General features: G+C 61.0%; 16 protein-coding genes. 6 read left to right on the top strand and 10 right to left on the bottom strand.

The window, feature by feature from the left end; genetic code table 11:
• Window positions 1–607 precede the first annotated feature (607 nt).
• The 3 genes from VUN82_05465 to VUN82_05475 form a co-directional block, all read right to left on the bottom strand.
• On the bottom strand, window positions 608–1,954 hold the full coding sequence (locus tag VUN82_05465; GenBank protein ID XAS73292.1) for a permease: 1,347 nt from the start codon (window positions 1,952–1,954) through the stop codon (window positions 608–610).
• A 93-nt stretch (window positions 1,955–2,047) separates the two neighbouring features.
• Complete coding sequence (locus VUN82_05470; GenBank protein ID XAS73293.1) at window positions 2,048–4,054, bottom strand: hydantoinase B/oxoprolinase family protein; 2,007 nt, start codon at window positions 4,052–4,054, stop codon at window positions 2,048–2,050.
• A gap of 2 nt (window positions 4,055–4,056) precedes the next feature.
• Window positions 4,057–6,111: a hydantoinase/oxoprolinase family protein gene (locus tag VUN82_05475; GenBank protein ID XAS73294.1), complete on the bottom strand. Its 2,055-nt coding sequence runs from the start codon at window positions 6,109–6,111 to the stop codon at window positions 4,057–4,059.
• 156 nt (window positions 6,112–6,267) lie between these two features.
• Here VUN82_05475 and VUN82_05480 point away from each other — a divergent pair, with 156 nt between their 5' ends.
• The 6 genes from VUN82_05480 to VUN82_05505 all read left to right on the top strand — a co-directional run bounded on the left by VUN82_05480 (window position 6,268) and on the right by VUN82_05505 (window position 13,228).
• The gene (locus VUN82_05480; GenBank protein ID XAS73295.1) at window positions 6,268–7,866 is read left to right on the top strand and encodes a helix-turn-helix domain-containing protein; all 1,599 of its coding nucleotides are present in this window, start codon (window positions 6,268–6,270) and stop codon (window positions 7,864–7,866) included.
• Between the two features lie 151 nt (window positions 7,867–8,017).
• A complete protein-coding gene (locus tag VUN82_05485) occupies window positions 8,018–8,800 on the top strand; it encodes a GntR family transcriptional regulator (GenBank protein ID XAS73296.1) in 783 nt (260 codons plus the stop codon).
• Window positions 8,775–9,509 (top strand): cache domain-containing protein, encoded by a 735-nt coding sequence (locus tag VUN82_05490; GenBank protein XAS73297.1) that lies wholly within the window; start codon window positions 8,775–8,777, stop codon window positions 9,507–9,509. The genes VUN82_05485 and VUN82_05490 overlap by 26 nt, the downstream gene beginning before the upstream one ends.
• Before the next feature lie 115 nt (window positions 9,510–9,624).
• Window positions 9,625–11,073, top strand: coding sequence for a gamma-aminobutyraldehyde dehydrogenase (locus VUN82_05495; GenBank protein ID XAS73298.1), 1,449 nt, complete (start codon window positions 9,625–9,627; stop codon window positions 11,071–11,073).
• A complete protein-coding gene (locus VUN82_05500) occupies window positions 11,066–12,616 on the top strand; it encodes an amino acid permease (protein ID XAS73299.1) in 1,551 nt (516 codons plus the stop codon). Before VUN82_05495 ends, VUN82_05500 begins: the two co-directional genes overlap by 8 nt.
• Window positions 12,617–13,012: 396 nt before the next feature.
• A complete protein-coding gene (locus tag VUN82_05505; protein ID XAS73300.1) occupies window positions 13,013–13,228 on the top strand; it encodes a DUF6510 family protein in 216 nt (71 codons plus the stop codon).
• A 197-nt stretch (window positions 13,229–13,425) separates the two neighbouring features.
• Here the strand turns inward: VUN82_05505 and VUN82_05510 are convergent, their stop codons facing one another.
• The 7 genes from VUN82_05510 to VUN82_05540 all read right to left on the bottom strand — a co-directional run bounded on the left by VUN82_05510 (window position 13,426) and on the right by VUN82_05540 (window position 20,501).
• Complete coding sequence (locus VUN82_05510; protein XAS73301.1) at window positions 13,426–14,625, bottom strand: Fic family protein; 1,200 nt, start codon at window positions 14,623–14,625, stop codon at window positions 13,426–13,428.
• 310 nt (window positions 14,626–14,935) lie between these two features.
• Window positions 14,936–15,538 (bottom strand): TMEM175 family protein, encoded by a 603-nt coding sequence (locus VUN82_05515; GenBank protein XAS73302.1) that lies wholly within the window; start codon window positions 15,536–15,538, stop codon window positions 14,936–14,938.
• A 232-nt stretch (window positions 15,539–15,770) separates the two neighbouring features.
• The gene (locus VUN82_05520; protein XAS73303.1) at window positions 15,771–16,688 is read right to left on the bottom strand and encodes an NADP-dependent oxidoreductase; all 918 of its coding nucleotides are present in this window, start codon (window positions 16,686–16,688) and stop codon (window positions 15,771–15,773) included.
• Between the two features lie 183 nt (window positions 16,689–16,871).
• On the bottom strand, window positions 16,872–17,189 hold the full coding sequence (gene fdxA, locus VUN82_05525) for a ferredoxin (GenBank protein ID XAS73304.1): 318 nt from the start codon (window positions 17,187–17,189) through the stop codon (window positions 16,872–16,874).
• A 6-nt stretch (window positions 17,190–17,195) separates the two neighbouring features.
• The gene (locus tag VUN82_05530; protein ID XAS73305.1) at window positions 17,196–18,674 is read right to left on the bottom strand and encodes an aldehyde dehydrogenase family protein; all 1,479 of its coding nucleotides are present in this window, start codon (window positions 18,672–18,674) and stop codon (window positions 17,196–17,198) included.
• Between the two features lie 28 nt (window positions 18,675–18,702).
• Window positions 18,703–19,521 (bottom strand): SDR family oxidoreductase, encoded by an 819-nt coding sequence (locus VUN82_05535; GenBank protein ID XAS73306.1) that lies wholly within the window; start codon window positions 19,519–19,521, stop codon window positions 18,703–18,705.
• A complete protein-coding gene (locus VUN82_05540) occupies window positions 19,521–20,501 on the bottom strand; it encodes a dihydrodipicolinate synthase family protein (protein ID XAS73307.1) in 981 nt (326 codons plus the stop codon). Before VUN82_05540 ends, VUN82_05535 begins: the two co-directional genes overlap by 1 nt.
• Window positions 20,502–20,571 lie beyond the last annotated feature (70 nt).

Below are 20,571 nucleotides of genomic sequence, written 5' to 3' on the forward strand. Positions count from 1 at the left end.
AGCGCGGCCCGGGTGCAACGGGGACCATGCAGCTGGGGCTCCTCATCGATGCAGACTGTGTGCCAGGCAACGGCAACTACCCTTGTCACCCCGTTTAATTTGCCGATTGGCATGCTCGTCTTGCCACCACCGTGTGGTCCAGACACACAGTCAAGCTGTTTCACCGAGGTCTCAATCGTTCTTGTTTTTGACCACTCCGTTTTGAAAGTTGTCACCCTCCAACGTAAACGCCGGGCCACCGCGCGTCCGAGACGGCACCAGAGGTCACGAAGCTGCTGGCGCCATCAGCGGACAAGTCCGCGACCCCGGTGATGCGGGACGTATAAAAAGGAGGATCGGGCTCATAGTCAATCTTTCGGTGCGCTTCATCGAAAGAGACGCCGGCTTCCAGGTCGGCCCAGACATCTGAGACGTGCGTGCCGTTCCCAAGGACGACCAGTCGAGGTATCCCCAGACATGGCTCAATAGTTGCACGGTCTAGCGTTGCGCCAGCCGCAGATGAACCTGGGCGACTATGTCTTTGGAACCACGGGTCGAACTCCACCACGCCAGGTTGGCGCGGTGGAGTTCGGATGCCGTGGGAACAAGAGTGCCGCCAAAAGGTCTACTACCTAATGGCCGGATCCAGATCTTCCTCGACTGGATCGATGGTCTCCCCTGAACTGGTCATTTGTGGCGGGGAGAGCCTGTACGCGCCGTAGTAGAAGCCTGCTGCCAACGCCATGGTAATTACGGGTGCGAGTTGGGCCGCGAGTGGCCATATCGTTTGCTCCGTAAGGGCAATTCCGGCTGCTGATGCAAGGACCCACGCGCCCGCTCCAGGGCTGACTGCCTTGAGGTTGGCCGGCCGGATGTCGGGGACGAGGGCCTGCTTTTTCCAGTTAAGGCCAATGAATACCAGTGCTATGGCAACCCAAGCTGTTACGAACACGCCTTGCCAGGCCAGTGCTTTGAGGAGGTAGCTCAGGACGTCGGTGAGCATCAGCAGGAAGGCCAGCGCCCCGCACACGATGACCCAGACAGAGCGTGGCAGGTTGAGCCTGAACACGCGGCTGGCGAAGGCTGACAGATTTTCTGAGGCCAGAAAGTAGTTTGCGGTGTTTATGCGGGTCTGTGAAATGAGGATAACGAGCAGCCCGGCAAACCCCAGTGAAGAAATGAACGCCTGGACCACTCCTGTTTCCGAGGCGTCCAGCTTCCAGGCGCTCATGATGTAAATTCCCACCAGCCCGTTGAGACCGAAGGTGAAGGCGTAGAAGACCCAGCCGAACGCCACTGTTCCTAGGAATTTCTCGTCGCGGTGACGTCCTAGTCTGGCGTAGTCGAAGGTGTACATCATCATGATGTAAACGCCCATGTAGATAAGGTATGAGGTCAGCCAGCCGGGTAGTGCCGAGGAAGAAGCCGCAGCACCGATCCAATCGGTGGGGGCGCCCTGAATCATGGTGGAGGCCACGACGACGGCGATCAGGCCTGCGAGGTAGAGCGGCAGGAGCAAACCATTGAGCTTGTCGAGCCAGTTCTGCACACCCCCCAGCGCCAGAGGAACAGCGTAGATGACCACGACCGCATACCAGATGACCATGCTGCCGCCGAAGTACTGCTGGAACGCGACGGCGATAATGGAGCCTTCAAAGACGGCGTAGTAGATGGCCGTGGCCGCAAAGATCAGCGACGCCAGCGCAGAGCCCACCAGACCAAAGAGGCTCCGTGAGAAAAGACTGACGGTCAGTCCGGTGCGGGCTGCGAAGCGTGAGAGCACCAAATTGATGGCACCGTACGTGACGATGGTCAGCACCATGCCGATGATGGTGTCGACCACCCCCACTGCCCCGGCGGAGGCTACTGCGACGTAGATCCAGAACATGGCGGAGAACACTGCCCACCAGGCCATCGTCAACGACCATTTGCCGGCCCGTTCAGTGGCAGGTAGAACGTAGTTTGAATAAGACAATTTCGTGCCTTTCAGATCTGTTCATGGAATGTGGATACAGCCGGGCCCGCGGACGCGATCAGCGCCGCGGGCCCAGTGTTGGTTGGATGGCGCTTAGTGCCAGTGGGACGCGGAACGCTTTTCCATGCTCTTGCGGAACTCTGACGTGGTCTCGGGAAACAGCTCTCCGGTTCCCCAGTCCAGGATGACGCCGTGGCGGCGGATCACGTCGAGCATGTCCACCTCTCCCGCCCGGTACTTCTGTGCCACGACGTCCGGGTCCGCCATCAACCATCCCGTGCGGTCAGCGCGGATCAGCTGGCGCAGCTCGGTGCTGGCTGGTTGATCGATCTCGAACTGGTCCAGTTCGCGGTCAATTTCGCGGATGACAACGCCGTAGTCTTTCGCGGCCCGCTCGATGGAAACGTACTCATCAATGACGTCTTCGAGGACTTCGGAGTAGGGGCGTTCCAGTGGATCGCCAAAGCCGCCCCCACCAGCGGATGGGCGTGTGAATGAGTCCCCGGAGTGCAGCGGAACCGCGGAGAAGTTGGAACCGAGGAACTTTTCCTGATCGGTGCCCTTGTTCATCCAGACACCGTGGGGGATCGATGGCAAGCCGCCTTCGATGCCCCAAGTGATGGAGCGTGCGCGGTCACAGCAGTAGCTCACTACGGTCTGCGTCGCGTCGACGAGGGTCCCGCCCTTTTCAATTCCGAGCCCACCGCGGAACCTGCCCGGGCCACCGGAGTCGGTTCCGATCTGGTGCACAGTGGTCAGGACCGGCGACAACCGCTCCTGACCTTCGATGGGTTGGACCGCCAAGCCGGGGCCGAAGACCGGGGCGGTGGCGCTGGCACCGTCCTTGGAGGCTCGGCCGCCCCAGCCGCCGGCCATCCAGTCGTACCACATGAAGTAGGGGCTATCGTCAGTGCGGCCGTCACGGCCGCCCACTAGGAGGTACTCGAGGTTGAACGCACATGCCATGGCCCGCTCGGGCATGATCTGGGACCATAGCTCGAATATGCCGTTCATGAGTTTTTCGTAAGGGCCGGAGCAGAAACCGGTGACGGCGTACGGCCAACCGGCGTTGACCACGGTGCCTTCCGGCCCAATTTCTGCTTCGACAGCCGCGTAGAAGCCGGAGTTCAGCGGTACGTCTGGGAAGAACGTCTTGGTGCCGGCGTAGATTGCCGAGTGAGTGGTGCCGTAGCCGGAGTTGAGGAAGGTTTCGACGGCGGGCGCGGAACCGGTCAGGTCGTAGTGGATGCCCTTGCCGTCCAGCGTCAGCTTGATCTTGATGGGCACCAGGCCTTCGCCCTTGCCAGGGTCGAAGTCGATGTAGTCTGTGGTCTCCCACACTCCCTGGGGCAGGGATTCCAGGCGGCGCAGGACGATCCGTTCAACGTAGTCCTGGGTTTCCTGCATTGCTGCCACAACTGTCGACTTCGAGTACTTGTCCACGAGCCGGAGGACTTCCCGTTCGCAAACGGCGGTGGCTTCTGACTGGGCGTGGAGGTCACCCATCGCCTGGCGGGGTGCACGGGTGTTGGAGACCAGGAGCTGGGCGACGTCGTGAAGGAAAACACCCTTGCTCCAGATCCGGACCGGGGTGATGCGCAGGCCTTCGCCGAAGTGTTCTTTGGCATTGACGTCGAATGAACCGGGAACGTTGCCACCGATGTCGGCCCAGTGGCCCTTGTTCTGTGCGAAGGCGATTACCTCCCCCTCGGAGAAGATCGGCCGGATGAAGCTGACGTCGTTGAAGTGCGTGCCGCCGCGGTAGGGGTCGTTGATGGCGAAAACGTCGCCAGGATGGATATCGTCCGTGAATTCGTCGATGACGGCCTTGCACTGGAAGTGCAGGGTACCGACATGGACGGCGATGTCGCCGCTGCCCTGCATGACGGTGTTTCCGTTCGCGTCGCAGAGTGCCGAGGAGAAGTCACGGGAGTAAATAACGAAGGAGTAGCAAGTCCTCAAGATCTGCTCGCTCATCAGGTCCACGCTGGTGACGAAGGCGTTTTTCAGCACCTCGAACGTCACAGGGTCAAGGCCCGATGCGTGCCGTGCACCTGCGTGCGCGACATGGAGATCTGGCGTTGTGATCACGTCGGTCATGATTAGGCTTCCTGCTCGTCTTTGAACTCTGTGAGGTAGATCCGGATATTAAGCCATTCATCGATCTCCGCGGTGGTGCGCGGAGGCACGACCGTTGTGGAGTCAAGTTGGTCGATGATGGCGGGACCGTCGAATGTCGTCCCGGCGCCAAGCTTGGTGCGGTCATAGACTGGCGTGTTGACCCATCCGTCCTCACCGAAGTACACCGGCCGGATTGAATCTGGCTTGCCCGGCCTGGCAACCCGCTTCGTCGCCGGAGCGAAGGAGGGCTTGGGCGTCTTGCCCACAGCGGAAAGCTGCAGCTGGTATATCTCCACGGGCTGGTCATCCTGTCGAAACGCAAATTCGCGCTCGTGCTGCTGGTGGAAGCTCTGGATCGCCTCTTCAAGGGCACCATCGCCAGTGCCCATGTTCACGGCCAAAGAACGCCACTGGCCCTGGTAGCGCATGGAGATGATCCGCTGCAAGATGGAATTCTCGGGGGCTACACCTTCATGGCGGAGCCGGGCCGTGGCCTCCGTCTCGAGCGTCCTGTACTGGCTCTCCAGATCCTCCGGATCAGCCTCAGCTGCGAGGGCCGTGTACATCGCGGACAAGTCGTGCCTGATGTCGACCAGGAGGCAGCCCAGCGCGGACGTGACGCCGGGGTTGGGCGGTACGACGACGGTAGGAATGTTCAGTTCCCTGGCCACCTCCACGCCGTGCAGGGCTCCGGCTCCGCCGAACGCGAGTAGCGCGAAGTCACGTGGATCGTAGCCGCGGCGGATGGAAATCAGCCGAACGGCGTCGGCCATGTTGGCGTTCGCGACCTGGAGGATGGCATGGGCCGCCTCCGCCTCGCTCATGTCCAGGGGCTCTGCGATGGCGCGCTTGATCGCAGCCTGTGAGAGGCCCCTGTCCAATGTCTTCGCACCGCCGGCCAGGGTAGATCCGAGCCTGTTCAGGACCACGTTGGCGTCGCAGTTGGTCGGCTCTTCACCACCCATGTTGTAGCAGGCCGGTCCGGGGTCAGCACCCGCGGACTGCGGGCCGTTGCGAAGCGAACCTGCAATGTCAATGTGCGCAATCGAGCCGCCGCCGGCGCCGATAGTGAGAACCTCGATGCTGGGGAAGACGATGGGGTGGCCATATTCGACCTGCCATTCCTTAGTGATGCGTAGCTCGCCGTCGGACACCAACGCGATATCGGTAGACGTGCCGCCCATATCCAGGCTCACCGCGTTTTCGAAACCGCATTGCTGGGCGATGTGTTTCGCCGCGATGGCACCGGCAGCGATTCCTGATGCTGCCAGGCGCACCGGATAGCGCTTGACCATGCGCGGGGTCATGGAACCGCCGCCGGAATGCAGGAGCAGCAGGTCACCCTCGTATCCGCCGGTTTTGAGCTCATCGGCCAGACGGCTGACATAGCCGGATACCAGGGGCCCGAGCACGGCATTGGAGACGGCTGTATTAAAGCGGTCGTGCTCGAATATTTCGGGGAGAATCTCGGCCGAAGTGGAGACAGTGGCGTCAGGAAGCTCCTCTTCCAGAATCTTCCGCATCCGAATTTCGTGCTCGGCATTCGCATAGGAGTTAATGAAACAGACTGCCACGGTCGTGACACCTCGCTTACGAAGCACCGAGGCCAGACGGCGGGCTTCTTCTTCGTCGAGGGGAGCGACTATGTTGCCAGCGTAGTCAATACGCTCGGTCACCTCGAACCTGTCGCGACGGCGGATGTAGGGTCCGGTTACGTCGTTGTACGCGTCCCAAAGGTCATCTTTCGTACCGTCCCGGATCTCGATGACGTCCCTAAAGCCCTTCGTGGTTACCATGGCAGCTGGCGGAAAATTCCGGGTAATCAACGCGTTTGTTGCTACCGTGGTGCCGTGCGAGAACAGCGACACGTCCGCCAGGTTGACCTCGGCACGTTCCACCCCGCTCAGAATGGCCAGCATGGGGTCCGCCGGTGTCGACGGAACTTTGGTGACACGCATGCGTTGTGTTTCTTCGTCGAAAATGCAGACGTCGGTAAATGTTCCCCCGACGTCAACGGCGACTCTGAGATTTGACATCTATGTTCCTCCAGGGTGCTGATTGGGTACCAACAACCATCCGCTGCGACGTGACCCCTGTCACTGGCGAAACTAAAATTAAGGAGCAGACACCTTTGTCAGAATTACAATCAGTATTCAGCCCGGCGCTCCGTCACGTTGACGTTAGGAGTCAAGATGCCCTCCGAGTCTCCCGTGACACTTTATGACGTGGTGTCAGAAGCTCCACTGGGCTTAACTCCTTTGATCCCGGGCAACCCGGTCGCTGTCATAACAGGAGCCCACACAAGCGACATCGAGGATCCGGCAGGCTGGCTGGAGCCGAACACGGTCCTGCTCACCACGGGATTGCCTTTCATAAACGCCGATAGGGACGGGCGGCTAGCCCTGAAACTTGTGGAAAATCTCGCGAAAGCCCGCGTAGCGGCCCTCTTTTTCGGCGTCGGGGTTTACTTTGATCAAGTGCCTGCCGTGCTGGTCACAGCATGCAAACAAGCCAATTTCCCCTTATACACGGTGGCGCTCGACGTTCCCTTCTACCGCATCGAAAACTTCATCAACCAGTCCCAAGCGTCTCCTGACGCCTACCTCCAAAAGCGGGCACTGTGGCTAAGTAATGATCTGCTGCAAAGCATCTCTGCTGAGAACCCCGTTCACGCTCTCATCGTCAGACTGGCCATGGCATGCCGGGGCGCGGCGGTGCTTTACGAGGACTCCGGACGAATCGTCGAATCCTCCGGGGACGGGCCCACCCACTTGATCTGGAAAGAGCTGCGTAACGGCACTAATGCGTCTGAGGTCTTTGTTATAGGGCAATGGGGAGTGATGTCCCGGCCACTGGTGCTTCGAGGCGACGGCTTTGTTGTTGCTGTGGCCAGCAGGAATCACCGCGTACTGAAGGATCTCGGAGAGCTACTGCTGGAAACGACGCAGCGACTTCTTGCGGCAGTGAATGGAATCGCTCAGTTCTCAGATTCGAGACAACGGCACGAAAACACGCAATTGCTGACCATGCTGCAAGACGGCGTGCCAGTGGCCCGCGAGTTCAGGCACTGGGAGCGGATGCGGGCATTCAGATTCACACCCTATGAGCCGCTACGAGCGGTTGTTGCTGCAAATCTCGAACAGCAGCCCATTAGCCCTTCCTTTACGGCACAACTATTGCGGGGAGCCGAAGCCAGCGGGCTCGGGCTTCTGCTGGCTGAGAATGGCAGGACCCCCGAGAGCCCACCAGGCTTTCATGCGGTGGTCTCCAACTCATCAGCCCTGGACGCCTGGCTGGAGTTGACGGGCAGGTCTGTTTTCGTCGGCCTGTCTGAGCCATACTCCGATCTTGCCAGGACGCCCGAGTCTTTCCGGGAAGCAGAAGCAGCAGCTGGAATTGCCCGCCGGCAAATCCAGGCAGCAACGACCAGCGCCTCCGGTGCTAACCGAGGAATCGTCCGGCTGGATGAAGTGGACCCGGCCACGTGGCTCCTTGCACGTCGGCTGTCTCCACAGGATAAAGCCAAGCTGAACAGGTTTGTTGAAGCTCTCAATCTCGACAGCGAACTGAAACAAACGGCCATCTGCTACCTGGTGAACGATCTGGACGTTGCCAAGGTGGCCGCCGTGCTGTTCGTCCACCCCAACACCGTTCGGTACCGATTGAAGAAGGTCGAAACTTTGGTGGGCGGGTCGCTCTCGAGTTCACGAACGATTGCAAACCTATACCTCGCCTTTCACGACGACATAGATGCCTGGAGCCACGCCAGTCATGAATTGCGCGATAGGTAGATGGACGGCCTCACGGAGCATCCGCATCCCAAGCTCACATCAGGTGTTACACAAAGCCCCGTCGTGGCGGATACAGTGACGGTATGGATGATAGTTCATGTTCCTCTGCGAAAACGCCGGCAAGTCGGGCCATCAGGTTGTGACTTCAGGGATGGACTCGTCCCCCTCCAGAGGAGCCAGGACGGCGATTTTTGCACAATTGTCCGGCGTCGGGCGTTCAGAGCAGGTTGCCCAACGGCTCACTGATGCGATCCTGCTGGGTGTTCTCGCTCCCGGGGACCGGCTGCCCAGTGAAGCCGAACTAGCACAACGATTCGGAGTGGCCCTGGTAACGGCGCGCGAGGCATTAAGCGCTATGCGCAATGCCGGCGTCGTGGAGACCCGACGCGGACGCGAAGGTGGAAGTTTCGTTCTGCCTGCGTTGCAGGCCCCGGAGGCATTGCGTTGGGCACGCCTGCGCAATCTGGCTCGTATTGACATCCAGGACAGTGCCACTTACTTCGCAGTTCTCAGCGCAGGCTGTTCCGAACGTGCCGCCGAGTTAGCATCGGACGAGGAATCCGAGCGCCTTAGGCTCTGGGTTGAAAATGCAGACTTCACTGCCAAGACCAGCGCTGCTCTTAATGCCGGCGGTTTCTACCTTGAAATCGCCGTAATGAGCCAGTCTCCGCGCCTTGTGCGGGAACAGATTCGCATGCAGTCCGAATTCGGTTCCCTTCTTTGGCTCGGCCTTGCCGACGAGGACCTGCGCCGGAACCTCGTCCACCAGAACGTACAGATTGCCGAAGCCATTTCGGCTCACGATCCTGAGCAGTCCCGTGCCCTGGTGCGCCGCCAACTGGGGGAACTGTCCGGTTGGTTGTTGGCCGCAAAAGAGAAAATTGAGCAACAGGAGGAGAGCGATGGCCATGAGGAACAACAGGCCACCGGCTGAACGCGGGAGCGAGTGCTCCGCTGGTATTGGCGCCCTCTTCGCAAACGTTTTCTCCCTGCTTGGAGCCTGGCGAACGTCTATCGAACAAGCAGGGAACGGCGAGTCAAATGTTCAAATCGACTCGCTGGTTTATTCCCTGGTGGAACCCGAGTTGACCGCTGAGAACCCTCTGTTGATCGGAGCTGGTTTTATTTCGGCTCCGAAAACGGGATTGGGGCAGGCTCTCCACTTTGCCTGGTGGTTGGGACCACTGCAGGAGAATCCCCTGCTAGGCACAACCACAACCCCCAGCAGGCTGGACCTGGCTTCGCGCGAGTACACGGAGTACCTGCGAGACTTCAGAGCTTTCGAGTGGTACCGCATTCCTGCAGCCACTAGATCTGGCCACATCACGGGCCCTTACGTGGACCATTTATGCACGTGTGACTACATACTAACCATCACTGTTCCTGTAGGAAGCTCGGAATCGGTGCAAGGTGTGGTCGGGGTAGACATCCTCGTCAGGCGGTTGGAGCAGGAGCTGATGCCGCTGCTTCGTAGGGCGGAAACGGCCGTGGCGCTCGTCAGTAGCAATGGCCGCGTCATTCTATCGGTTTCTCCTGCGCTGCGTGTCGGCTCCATGGTTTCAAGTACCAGCGCCGACGAGCACGGCTGGAAGGCCTTGGCGTGCCCAGGGACAGAGTTTTCGCTCCTGATGCAGAAAGAATAAATTGGTTTAACATCCCATTCCAGATGATTTAGGTGTAGTCTCACTTTACGCTGTGAAGTGCGTCACTGGCGCCAGAACGCGGCCCTCCTAAATTTCGACTCCTGGAAAGAAACACATGAGCGTGCGTGAGCTAAAAAACTTTGTCAACGGCAACTATGTGGAGTCTTCGGCGACCGAAAAGCTGGACATCATCAATCCAGCCACAGAGGAAGTCATCTCCCGAACCCCTATTTCCAACGAAAAGGACGTCGCTGCCGCCTATGCCGCAGCCTCGGCTGCCTTTGAAGCATGGGGAGAAACTACCCCCAGCGAGCGGCAACGAGCCCTGCTGCGCATTGCAGACGCCGTTGAGTCCCGCGCCGAGGAGTTCGCAGAGTTGGAATGTGCGGACACCGGCAAGCCCCGAGCCGGAATCATCTCTGATGAGATCGATGTCTTGATAGACCAGATCCGGTTCTTCGCTGGCGCCGCCCGGACATTGGAGGGACGTGCAGCGGCCGAGTATCTCGCGGACCACAGTTCCTATATCCGGCGTGAGCCAATAGGTGTCATCGGCCAGGTGGCGCCTTGGAACTATCCGCTGATGATGGCTACCTGGAAGGTCATCCCGGCCCTTGCCGCCGGGAACACGGTAGTCCTTAAGCCTTCGGATTCCACCCCGGGCTCCACCCTCCTGTTCGCCGAGCTAGCCAGCGAGTTCCTTCCGGCCGGGGCCTTCAACGTAGTTCTCGGCGACCGGAGCACCGGCCGTGCCTTGGTGGCGGCAAAAATTCCCGGGATGATCTCCATCACCGGCTCGGTTCGGGCAGGCATGGAAGTCGCTGGAGCTGCAGCCGCGGACGTCAAGCGTGTTCACTTGGAGCTCGGAGGAAAAGCGCCTGTCATCGTTTTCGAGGACGCGGATATTCCGGCAGCAGTGGAAGGAATTGTTCCGGCTGCGTTTTATAACGCAGGCCAGGATTGCACGGCGGCCACACGCCTGCTGGTGCACGAAAGCGTCCATGACGAGTTCGTGGCCGCATTCACCGCTGAAGTGGAGGAAAACGCCAAGACCGGCGGTCCGTTGGAGGAGGACATTTTATTCGGCCCGCTCAGCAGTGCCGAACACCTCAAGCGAGTTGCCGGCTTCATCAAGCGCCTGCCCGAACATGCTGTAATCGAAACAGGGGGCAATCGCCAAGGAACCGTGGGGTTCTTCCATGAGGCCACAGTAGTGTCCGGCTTAAGGCAGGACGACGAACTGGTGCAGGAAGAAGTTTTCGGGCCCATCGTGACTGTGCAGAAGTTCTCGACAGATTCCGAAGCCCTGAAGTTGGCCAACGACGTAGACTACGGCCTGGCATCGTCAGTCTGGACCCAGAACCACACACGGGCAATGCAGTTCGCAAAGAAGCTGGACTTCGGGTGCGTTTGGATCAACACCCATATCCCGCTCGTCGCCGAAATGCCTCACGGCGGCTTCAAGCAATCCGGCTATGGTAAAGACCTCTCAGTGTACGGTCTGGAAGAGTACACGCGAATCAAGCACGTCATGAGCTACATCGGAACCGATCACCGTGGGTAACGGGCAGGAGGCGCCCCAGGCGACGCCCAGTGGCATGGGTGATGGTGAGCATCTCGCAGTTTTGGGATACCAGGACACCTTCGAGCGGTCGATGTCCTTGTGGGCAAACTTCGCGCTCGGATTCACCTACCTTTCACCATTGGTTGGCGTCTACTCACTGTTCGCCATCGCCATGTCTACCGGCGGTCCGCCGTCGGTATTCTGGATCCTGATCGTCGGAGGAGGCCAGCTGCTGGTGGCTCTGGTGTTCGGTGAGGTGGTCTCGCAGTACCCCATCCACGGTGGTATTTATCCGTGGACCCGTCGGCTGTGGGGCCGACGGTATGCTTGGATGTCGGCCTGGATCTACATCTGGGCCATGATTGTCACCATCACCTCCGTAGCGCAGTTCGGCAGCGGGTTCCTGGCAAGCCTCTTTGACCTCGAATTGACTCGGGAGGCCACGCTGTGGCTATCGATCCTCCTGCTGGGCGTGGCGCTGGCCTTGAACTTCACCGGTACCAAGACCCTGGGCCGGGTGGCACGGATCGGCCTGGTCGCGGAATTGGTTGGAGTCATTGCCGTGGGTCTTTACCTCCTGATCTTCCAGCGTAAGCAGGAATTCGGTGTTTTCTTTGACTCCATGGGCGTCCAGGGGAATGAGAGCTACGCGACTGCTTTCGTGGGCGCCGCCCTGGCCGGGCTTTTCCTGTTCTACGGGTTCGAGGCCTGCGGTGATGTGGCCGAGGAAGTAAGCGATGCTGCGCGTCGTATCCCACGGGCGATGGTCATGACCATCTTCGTGGGTGGCATATCTGCACTATTCTCTTTTTGCGGCTACGTGCTCGCAGCACCGAACCTGCAGGAGATCGTGAACGGGGAGGACGCCGACCCGATCCCGGCCATCCTGGAGGCAGCACTGGGCCCCATCGGCGCCAAGGTGTTCCTGGTCATCGCCATTACCGCGTTCCTGTCGTGCGTCCTCAGCCTCCAGGCTGCGGCCAGCCGGCTTATTTTTTCCTTCGCCCGTGATGGAATGATGCCCGGACACAGGTGGCTGTCCAAGGTCTCCGGGACCGCCAAAGTGCCCACCAATGCGCTGATCGTGGCCTGCAGCATCCCGCTGCTGCTGTGCATCATCATCTATCTTGGCTCTGACGGCCTTCTGACACAGGTTACGTCCTTTGCGGTTCTCGGCATCTACGTAGCGTTCCAGTCCGTGGTGCTCGCATCCCTCCGGCAGAGGATCAAGGGCTGGCGTCCGGCTGGGCCGTTCAGCCTCGGGGCCGCCGGATTCGTCATCAATGTCGCCGCCCTCGCATACGGCGTGTTCGCCATGGTGCTGTTAGCTTTGCCCGGCAGCACGGGTGATTTCCTGTCCGATTGGACGGTCCTTACGGGATTGGCGATCGTCAGCGGAACCGGCCTTCTGTATCTGCTTGTGGCCCGTCCGGATGCAAAGTCCACGGCCCCCAGCGGTGACGCCCTCAGGGTCGCGGCACTGTTGCGTCAACACCAGGACAGAAAATTGGCCGATCACGTCGAATCCCCACTCGAAAAGTGAAATCCATGCCACAAAAGCCCTTTGACGTTCCATGTGAGGAAACGGCGTAGCCAGACGGAAGCCCGTCCAGTGCTGGACGGCGGACTTAGGTCCGCCGTCCAGCCTGCCGTCCACCAGCCCGTTGACGGTGAGTTCCGTGATGTTGGCCGATCCACTGGCCCAGGGTGTGACCTGGTGCCAGGAGGAGTCGTAGTCCGGGAAGCAGTTCCAACCAAACGAAGGCCATGACCAGCACCACTGGAGCGACGACAGCTTGCTCACCTCAAATCAGGGATTCTTGTAAGTGACCCAGGCACTGGCTCAGTCTCGTCAACCCTAGACCAGAGGTTCCCTATGGTTGGGGCATCAACGGTCGTTGGCCGGGGAAGCTGCGCTGCGGAGGTGCATCACGGGTAAGTGTTCCGCATCGACATCATCGCGGCGCTCGGACGCTGCACGCACTGTGGGTCAGTCAGGGCTTTTGGCGAGACCATGGTCTTCACCGACGCGCCCGGAATTGTGGTCCGGTGCCGCGATTGCCAGGGCGTGCTGCTGCGATTGGTCCAAACACCAACCAAATACTGGCTGGATTTGAGCGGGCTCAGCTACTTGGAGATCGACCGCGAAGAGTAGACGCCAATCGCGCTGGCACCGCGAAGGGCTGGCTACGTCTCTATTGATGACTTCTGCTGCTCGGCCATGATGCTCCCCAAATGGATCGAAAATTCGCAGGTGTTCCTGTCCAACCTAATGTGTACGGAGCCAGTTTTGTGCGTTCACGGCCCAGGGGTCCGTGGTCCGACCCCTGGGCAGCCGCTTCTGTCTTTGCGTCACTTTGCTGCCGTGGGCGCATTCTCGGCGAGCCGCTTGTTGAGCCGGTCGACCTCATCCAAGACTTCCGTTGCAGCCCAGGCCCGGTGGCGCTGGGATGTCCCGACCAAGCTGATGACTCCGGCCTCGGTGAGCCGTTCCAGAGCGCCGTACACCGACTTCTCAGCAACGCCGGCAGCGTAGGCGGCGCTGTGGGCCACAAACACGGGCCGCTCGAGCAGCCAGGGGATGATCTTCTCGTCGGCAGACCCCTTTCGGGGTTTCGCCATCTCCACCCACTGTGCAGGCAGGGCATCCAAGGCTGATACGGATTCACGTGCCGCATCCGAAGCGTGGAGAGCTGATTGAGCCAGATACAGGACGAAAGGGTCAACATCGCCGGTCCGGTAGTTGTTGATCAGGCTGAAGTACATGTCGACGTTGGCGACCATCGCCGAGGCAATGGGTGTGACGGTGTTCTTGGTGAGTCCGCGACGACGGGAGATCGCTCCGATTAGAGCACGCCCGATGCGTCCGTTGCCGTCTGTGAAGGGGTGAATGGACTCAAACTGGGCGTGAGCGATGGCGGCCTGAGCCATGATCGGGATGTCCTTGCGGTTGCAAAAGACCATTAGGTCTGCCATCAGGTCGGGAACGAGCTCCGGCGGGGGTGGGACGTGTAAAGCTCCGCGAGGCGAGTAATCGCTGCCACCGATCCAGTTCTGAACATCCCGCACCTTCCCGGCGTTTGGGCCGTCCACCGGATCGTCCTTCATGAGGGTGTGATGAGCCGCGAGCAGGTCCTTCAGCAGGATCTCGCCGGTGTGGCCCGCGGCGTTGATCATCGCCTGCACCGCGTCTGCAGCAGCAACCATGGATCGCGCGTTGTCACTGGCTTTTAGCCCGACCATGGCGCGCGCATAGTCCTCGCGGTTGGCGTTGACGTGCTCGATCTTGGAAGACGATACTGCTTCACTGCGCAGCAGGAAGCCGCTGATAGCGGCCATACGGGTGCTCGCTGTGACATCCAGGGAGGCAACCGCTACGGCCGCCTCTTCAAGGGCAACTATGGTTTCGCGGCTGGGGGAGTACCAGAGGTCGGAGATCCGGGGCGGCAGGGAGGCGACCACTTCCGTGAATTCGCGGTCCTCACGGGGTGGGCGGCCCGAGGATTTCCATAGCATGGTCTTGCTTCCATGCGCTGGCCAGGAATCGGTCATCGATTCTCCTAAGTCTGAACAAGACTGAGCTTATTCCGATTTTCGGGTCAAAGTACGAATAACGGCGTCATTGGTCATGGTTTGTGATCCAGTGGCGAGCAGCGCCAGGGGTACCGCCGACACGCTCCGGCGATTCTCGTCGTCGTCACGGTGGTGCTCGTGCTCGTTCTGGTGATGATGGTGGCGGCGGCGGTGAGGGTCGCGGCGGTGAAGACCTAAGTCACCTGCAGATAGAGGCCGCGGTTTCCTGACTCGGCGGGTAGGGCTGCTAAATCGTCGCGTGTTTAAGGTGCGTTAGCCGCCTAGCCGACTAGCCGGCGTCGTTATCGTTTTGATGAGCCCTGGCGACAAAGTGCTCAACCCGGCGGTCCGGGACCAGCCAGATCAGCGCCACAACCGTGAACATGGCGATCCCGAACAGGGGCTGGACCAGGGTGGCTGCGATGCCGGCCATATAGATCACGGGGGACGCTTTGCCTTTCCAGTCCCGGCCGACAGCCCGGGCCAGGGCCCCGTCCCTGCCTTGGGCGGCGATCAGGCGACGTTCCAGGATGTAGTACGCGATCGCTGCACACAGCAGGTTGATTCCATACAACAGGACGGGGACCTGCACGAAACCAGACTCATCCATCCACCGTGTGGTGAAGGGGATGAGCGACAGCCAGAACAGCAGGTGCAAATTGGCCCAGAGGATCCCGCCGTTCACTCGCCCGGCCAGGTGGATCATGTGGTGGTGGTTATTCCAGTAGATCCCGACATACACGAAGCTCAGAAGGTAGCTGAAGAGGGTCGGCAGAACTGCGGCCACGCCCTCCCACGTTGGCGCTTCCGGGGTGTGCAGCTCCAGGACCATGATGGTGATGATGATGGCCAGCACGCCGTCACTGAACGCCTCGAGCCGGTTCTTGTTCACAGGACTCGGTCCCGTCGCACGTGGCACTGCTTTCCGTTCGCCCTGTCATCAGCCATAGTCGGCTCCTCTGAAGGTCTGCAATGTAGGGCGACACGCACCCGGTGGATAGAGTACACCCGGTCGGGGGAGTGGCCCGCAAACCTAAGATGCCAGCACCAGGGTAGGCCGTCGAGGTGAAAACAGGGCGGGGCTACGATCTCGGATGACGCCTTCGCCGCTTTAGGTCCTGTCCCTACGGACGCACCTGGATGATGGTCTTCCCATTCCGGCGTGCGGAAGGGTTAAGGGCATTGAGCGCATCGTCTAATTCGCCGACGTTTCCGATGTTTGTCCGCAGTCGTCCGTCTCGGATTCGCTGGACGATTTCACTCAGCTGCGCGCCATCCGATTCGACAACGAAATCCACTGCCAGACCATCCGTAGGGCGGGCTTCAACCGGCCCGGTGATGCTCACCAGCGTTCCGCCGGGCCGGACCAGGGCCGCTGACTGCTTCTGGATGTCACCCCCGATCACATCGAATACCAGGTCAACCCCGCTGACGTCTTCCAAGGTGTCATTGGCGAGATCCACGAACTCGTGCGCTCCGAAATCAAGTGCCTTCTGTCGATCGGCAGTGCGTCCTGTGCCGATGACGTAGGCGCCGGCTTCACGTGCCAGCTGAGTCACCATCGTTCCGACTGCCCCGGCCGCGCCGTGCACCAGAAGGCTCTGCCCCGACTGGATGCGGCCATGGATAAACAACCCTTGCCATGCGGTCAGGCCAGAGATGGGCAGGCTCGCGCCAACTGTGAAGGCGACGTCCCCGGGCAGCGGCGCAAGGTTACGTGCCTCCATCGCCACATACTCCGCCAAGGTCCCATCTCGGTGCCAGTCCGCAAGGCCAAACACTCGTTGACCCACGGTCAGCCCTGTGGTGCCATAGCCGAGCGAGGTTACGACGCCGGCCACCTCGTGCCCAATGATGGAGGGTGTCCGATCCCGGCCGGCTCGATCAGCCCAGGTCGAGGGCCACCCAACCTCAGTCGGGACGAATCCCGCGGCATGAATCTCAACAATGACATCGTTTATCGATGCCGACGGCTGGGGCCGTTCCGCCATCCTCAGCCCGGCGATTCCGACGGACTGATCTGTCACAACAATGGCTTTCATCAAAAGCTCCCTCTACTCGATCCTGGCCTACACGGCGGTTTTACTTTTGTAGCTTTAGCAGCATCAATTTGTGGTACCAGAACGCGATCGCTGGGGAGACACGCTACGGCCAGCTACTGCAGGGTTTGCCTGCCTTGCGATAGTCCTACGTCACGGAGGCGTCGGTCAACGGGTCAGCGCCGCCTAACTGCCCACCCGCAAAGGCTCCGCCACCACCACAGGATGATCGCGGCCCGCGTCCTGGAAGAACTCATCCCCGAAGAAATCGTCCTCGAAGAACTCAGCGTTCGCCCTGATGTAATCTGCCCATTCGTCAGGGACATCGTCCGCATAGTAGATCGCCTCCACGGGGCACACGGGATCGCATGCCCCGCAGTCAACGCACTCGGACGGGTGGATGTAGAGCGAGCGTTCGCCCTCGTAGATGCAATCCACCGGGCACTCGTCAATGCACGCCTTGTCCTTCACATCCACGCAGGGCTGTGCGATCACGTAGCTCATGGCGCACTAAACACCGGTGTAGACGGTCTTGCCCCAGGTGTAGAAGTCCAGGGCGGACCTGCCTTGCTCGCGGAAGGTGTTGGTGGAGGAATCCTTCACACCGCCGAAGGGGACGTTCAGGTCCAGCCCGGCAGTTGGTCGGTTGATCTTCACCACGCCGGCCTGCGCGCGGGCAGCGAAGTCCGTGGCGAGGGCTAATGAGTCCGTGCAGATGCCCGCGGTGAGCCCGTAGCGTGAATCGTTGATTGCGGCGAGGCCAGCTTCATAGTCGGGCACCTCAAGAACGGCCACCACTGGACCGAAGATCTCTTCCGTCACGGCTGCGTCATCGAACGGCAGTCCGGTGAGAATCGCCGCCGGGAAGAACAGCGCGCCGCTGGGGTCGCCGTCGTACTGTCCGTGCAGGAGTGTGGCCCCGCGTTCGACGGCGGTACGCACCGCTGCCTGGTCCTGCTCGAATTGCTGCCTGCTTACCACAGCGCCCATCCGGGCGGCGCCATCAAGTCCGTCGCCGGTAGTGTAGGCGGCGGCCTCCTGAACCAAGGCCTCGAGGAAGGCGGAGCGGATGCCGGGCGTCACGTAGACGCGGGACGTCGCTGTGCACGCCTGGCCGGTCAGGCCGAATGCGCCAGCCGCTACTACCTGCGCAGCTTTGCGGGGGTCGGCGTCATCCAGCACGAGCACACCGTTCTTGCCGCCCATTTCGAGTTGGACCCGGGCGCGGCGGGCATTGAGGATCTCCTGCAGCCCAAGCCCAACATTGGTGGAACCCGTGAACGACAAGCCGGCGATGCGGGGATCGCGGGCCAGCGCATCACCCACCACGCGGCCCTTGCCGTGCACCACGTTGAACACGCCGGCGGGTAGTCCAGCGTCCTGCAGGGCGCGCGCCACGTGGTTGGTGGACAACGGAGTGAGCTCGGCCGGTTTGATCACCACGGCGTTACCGCTGATCAGGGCGGGCGCGGTTTTCCACGCCGGAATCGCGATGGGGAAGTTCCACGGGGTAATGAGTCCCACCACGCCCAACGGTTCCCGACGCGTCGTGACGGTGGTGTCCGGCAGGCCGCTGGGCAGGACTTCGCCGGTTGCTGCCCAGCCGAGTGAGCCGAAGAAGCGCAGCACGTCCGAGGCCCGCTTGACCTCACCCTTTGCCTCCGCGAGTGTCTTTCCTTCCTCACGGACCAGGTCCTCGGCGATGGCGTGTTGGCGCTCGTTGAGCAGGTTTCCGGCCGCGATGAGGATCGCGCCCCGAGCTGGTGCTGGAAGGGCCGCCCACGACGGCTGGGCTGCGGCGGCCGCACTGATGGCGGCGTCCACGTCCTGGACGGTGCCGCTGGGTGAGAGCGCCGCGACTTCGCCTGGCCGGGCCGGATTCATTCGCTGGGTGTCCGCGTCTCCGAGCCATTGGCCATTGATGAGGTGCTGGGCGGTGATCGTCTGCGGGTCGGTGATCGTCTGGGGGTCAACTGCTGTGGAAGTCATGATGTTCCTATCGGATTTAAGGGGGAGGCTAGAGGCTACGGATGAGACCGCCGTCGCACCTGAGTGCGACGCCGGTGATGTACGACGCCGGCGCGCTGCACAGGAAGGCGGCAGCGGCACCGAACTCGGCAGGTTCTCCATAACGTCGGGCGGGGATGGTCTTGCGGGATTCGAGCTGGATGTCTTCCAGCGTGGTGCCGCGGCGCTTGGCGGCGGCCTGGTCAAGTTGGGTGACCCGGTCGGTGGCGATGCGGCCTGGCAAGAGCAGGTTCACTGTGACATCGTCCAAGGCCACTTCGGCAGCGAGGGTCTTGAGGTAACCGGCCAGGGCAGCCCGTCCGGTGTTGGAGACGGCGAGGTTGGGGAGCGGGGCTGTCACACCGCTGGATCCGATAGCCAGGATCCGGCCCCATCGCCGTTCCCGCATTCCGGGAAGCACGTGAGAAACCAAGGCGTGCTGAGGTTTGACCAACAGATCAAACGCCGCTGCGATGTCATCGGAGCTCAGTGTGGCTGCGGCGCCGGGTTTGGGTCCTGGGCCGTTGAGGACCAGTATGTCGATGGGTCCCAAGTCCGCTACAGTCTGTTCGACTGCCGATTCGATGCCCTCGGGCGTGGTCAGGTCTGCCTCGATCGCCACGGCGTCGAAGCCCTTGGTGGAGATGCCCGCAGTACCAGTCCCGTACGCGGCCTGCAGTTCAGCGACGATCTCCTTTGCGCGGTCCCGACGACGGCCCACGATCGCCACGCGCACGCCTTCGGCAGCCAAAGCACGGGCAACGGCCAGTCCCAGACCGCCAGTGGATGCAGCCACTAAGGCTGTCTTGCCGGCAATTCCCAAATCCATCAGAAGCTCCTTACCGGTGCGGCGGCATTTTCGAGTGCGGCAGCTGCCTCACGAAGGTGCGTGCCCATACTCCCGCGCAGGGCTTCGGGAAAGCCCACTGCAGGGGCGCGAACACCGGAGTCCTTGATGAGGCCCCGTTCGTGCAGGCATTCCTTGCGAATAGCCAGCGCCACTTTCGCCTGCTGCTCAAAGTTGATCAGCGGCAGATACGGGAGCAGTTCGCGTTGGGCTGCTTCATAGCCATCCTGCTGCCATGCCCGCACACAGGCTATGAGGGCTTCGGGGTACGAGAAACCGGTCATGGCACCTGCTGCGCCGGCCATCAGTTCATCCAGCAGTCCCTGCCCGCCGAGGCCACCAAAGACCGAAACCCCGACGGCGGCACTCAGCTCCGCGATCGCGACGCTGGTGGGGGGTGCTTCGGCCTTGACGGCAATGACGAAGCCGCAGGCGGTTACTACGGAGATCAGGGCAGGCGTGGAGATACTGACGCCGCTCGCCAACGGGTAATCCTGAAGGACAACCTTGGCGCCAGTAGCCCGGTGGATGGCATCCAAATGCGCAATCAGCGTTTCAGGCTTGGCCGAGTTAGCCTGCACCATCACAGCTGCCAGGCGTTCTCCTGCAACGTCCTGGGCTGCCCGGACTTCCTCAATGGCGGGCCGGGTGGCCAGAGCGGTCACGCCCACAACCAACGGCAGCGCGGTGCATTCGACGGCGGTTTCCAGCACTTGCCGGCGTTCCTCAGCAGTCAGTGCGGCTGCTTCGCCGAAGACTCCCAACACGGTGAGTCCCGTGGCGCCGATGGCCTCGTAATGCTCCACGAGCTCGGACAAACTGTCCAGGTCCACGTCCAGCGTGCTGCCTTGGAAAGGTGTGGCAACAACGCCCCACACTCCCGGAGCCAAAGATTTACGGTGCTGCACTTCTCTGTCTAGGGATTCGGGTTTTAGGGATTCGGGCGCGACTGATGGCGGCATCGGTATCTCCTCTACTTCGTTCTAAATGGTTTTTGTTGGCGAGGCGGGTCAGTGGCAGGTCAAGTCACTG

The organism is Micrococcaceae bacterium Sec5.1 (genome assembly GCA_039636795.1).
Lineage (GTDB): Bacteria > Actinomycetota > Actinomycetes > Actinomycetales > Micrococcaceae > Arthrobacter.

Bases quoted from the DNA above. Each gene is read 5' to 3' on its own strand.
- VUN82_05485 (XAS73296.1), top strand. From the start codon at position 8,018: ATGGACTCGTCCCCCTCCAGAGGAGCCAGGACGGCGATTTTTGCACAA.
- VUN82_05510 (XAS73301.1), bottom strand. From the start codon at position 14,625: ATGACCGATTCCTGGCCAGCGCATGGAAGCAAGACCATGCTATGGAAA.
- VUN82_05530 (XAS73305.1), bottom strand. From the start codon at position 18,674: ATGACTTCCACAGCAGTTGACCCCCAGACGATCACCGACCCGCAGACG.
- VUN82_05470 (XAS73293.1), bottom strand. From the start codon at position 4,054: ATGACCGACGTGATCACAACGCCAGATCTCCATGTCGCGCACGCAGGT.
- VUN82_05490 (XAS73297.1), top strand. From the start codon at position 8,775: ATGAGGAACAACAGGCCACCGGCTGAACGCGGGAGCGAGTGCTCCGCT.
- VUN82_05480 (XAS73295.1), top strand. From the start codon at position 6,268: ATGCCCTCCGAGTCTCCCGTGACACTTTATGACGTGGTGTCAGAAGCT.
- VUN82_05475 (XAS73294.1), bottom strand. From the start codon at position 6,111: ATGTCAAATCTCAGAGTCGCCGTTGACGTCGGGGGAACATTTACCGAC.
- VUN82_05495 (XAS73298.1), top strand. From the start codon at position 9,625: ATGAGCGTGCGTGAGCTAAAAAACTTTGTCAACGGCAACTATGTGGAG.
- VUN82_05535 (XAS73306.1), bottom strand. From the start codon at position 19,521: ATGGATTTGGGAATTGCCGGCAAGACAGCCTTAGTGGCTGCATCCACT.
- fdxA (XAS73304.1), bottom strand. From the start codon at position 17,189: ATGAGCTACGTGATCGCACAGCCCTGCGTGGATGTGAAGGACAAGGCG.
- VUN82_05540 (XAS73307.1), bottom strand. From the start codon at position 20,501: ATGCCGCCATCAGTCGCGCCCGAATCCCTAAAACCCGAATCCCTAGAC.
- VUN82_05520 (XAS73303.1), bottom strand. From the start codon at position 16,688: ATGAAAGCCATTGTTGTGACAGATCAGTCCGTCGGAATCGCCGGGCTG.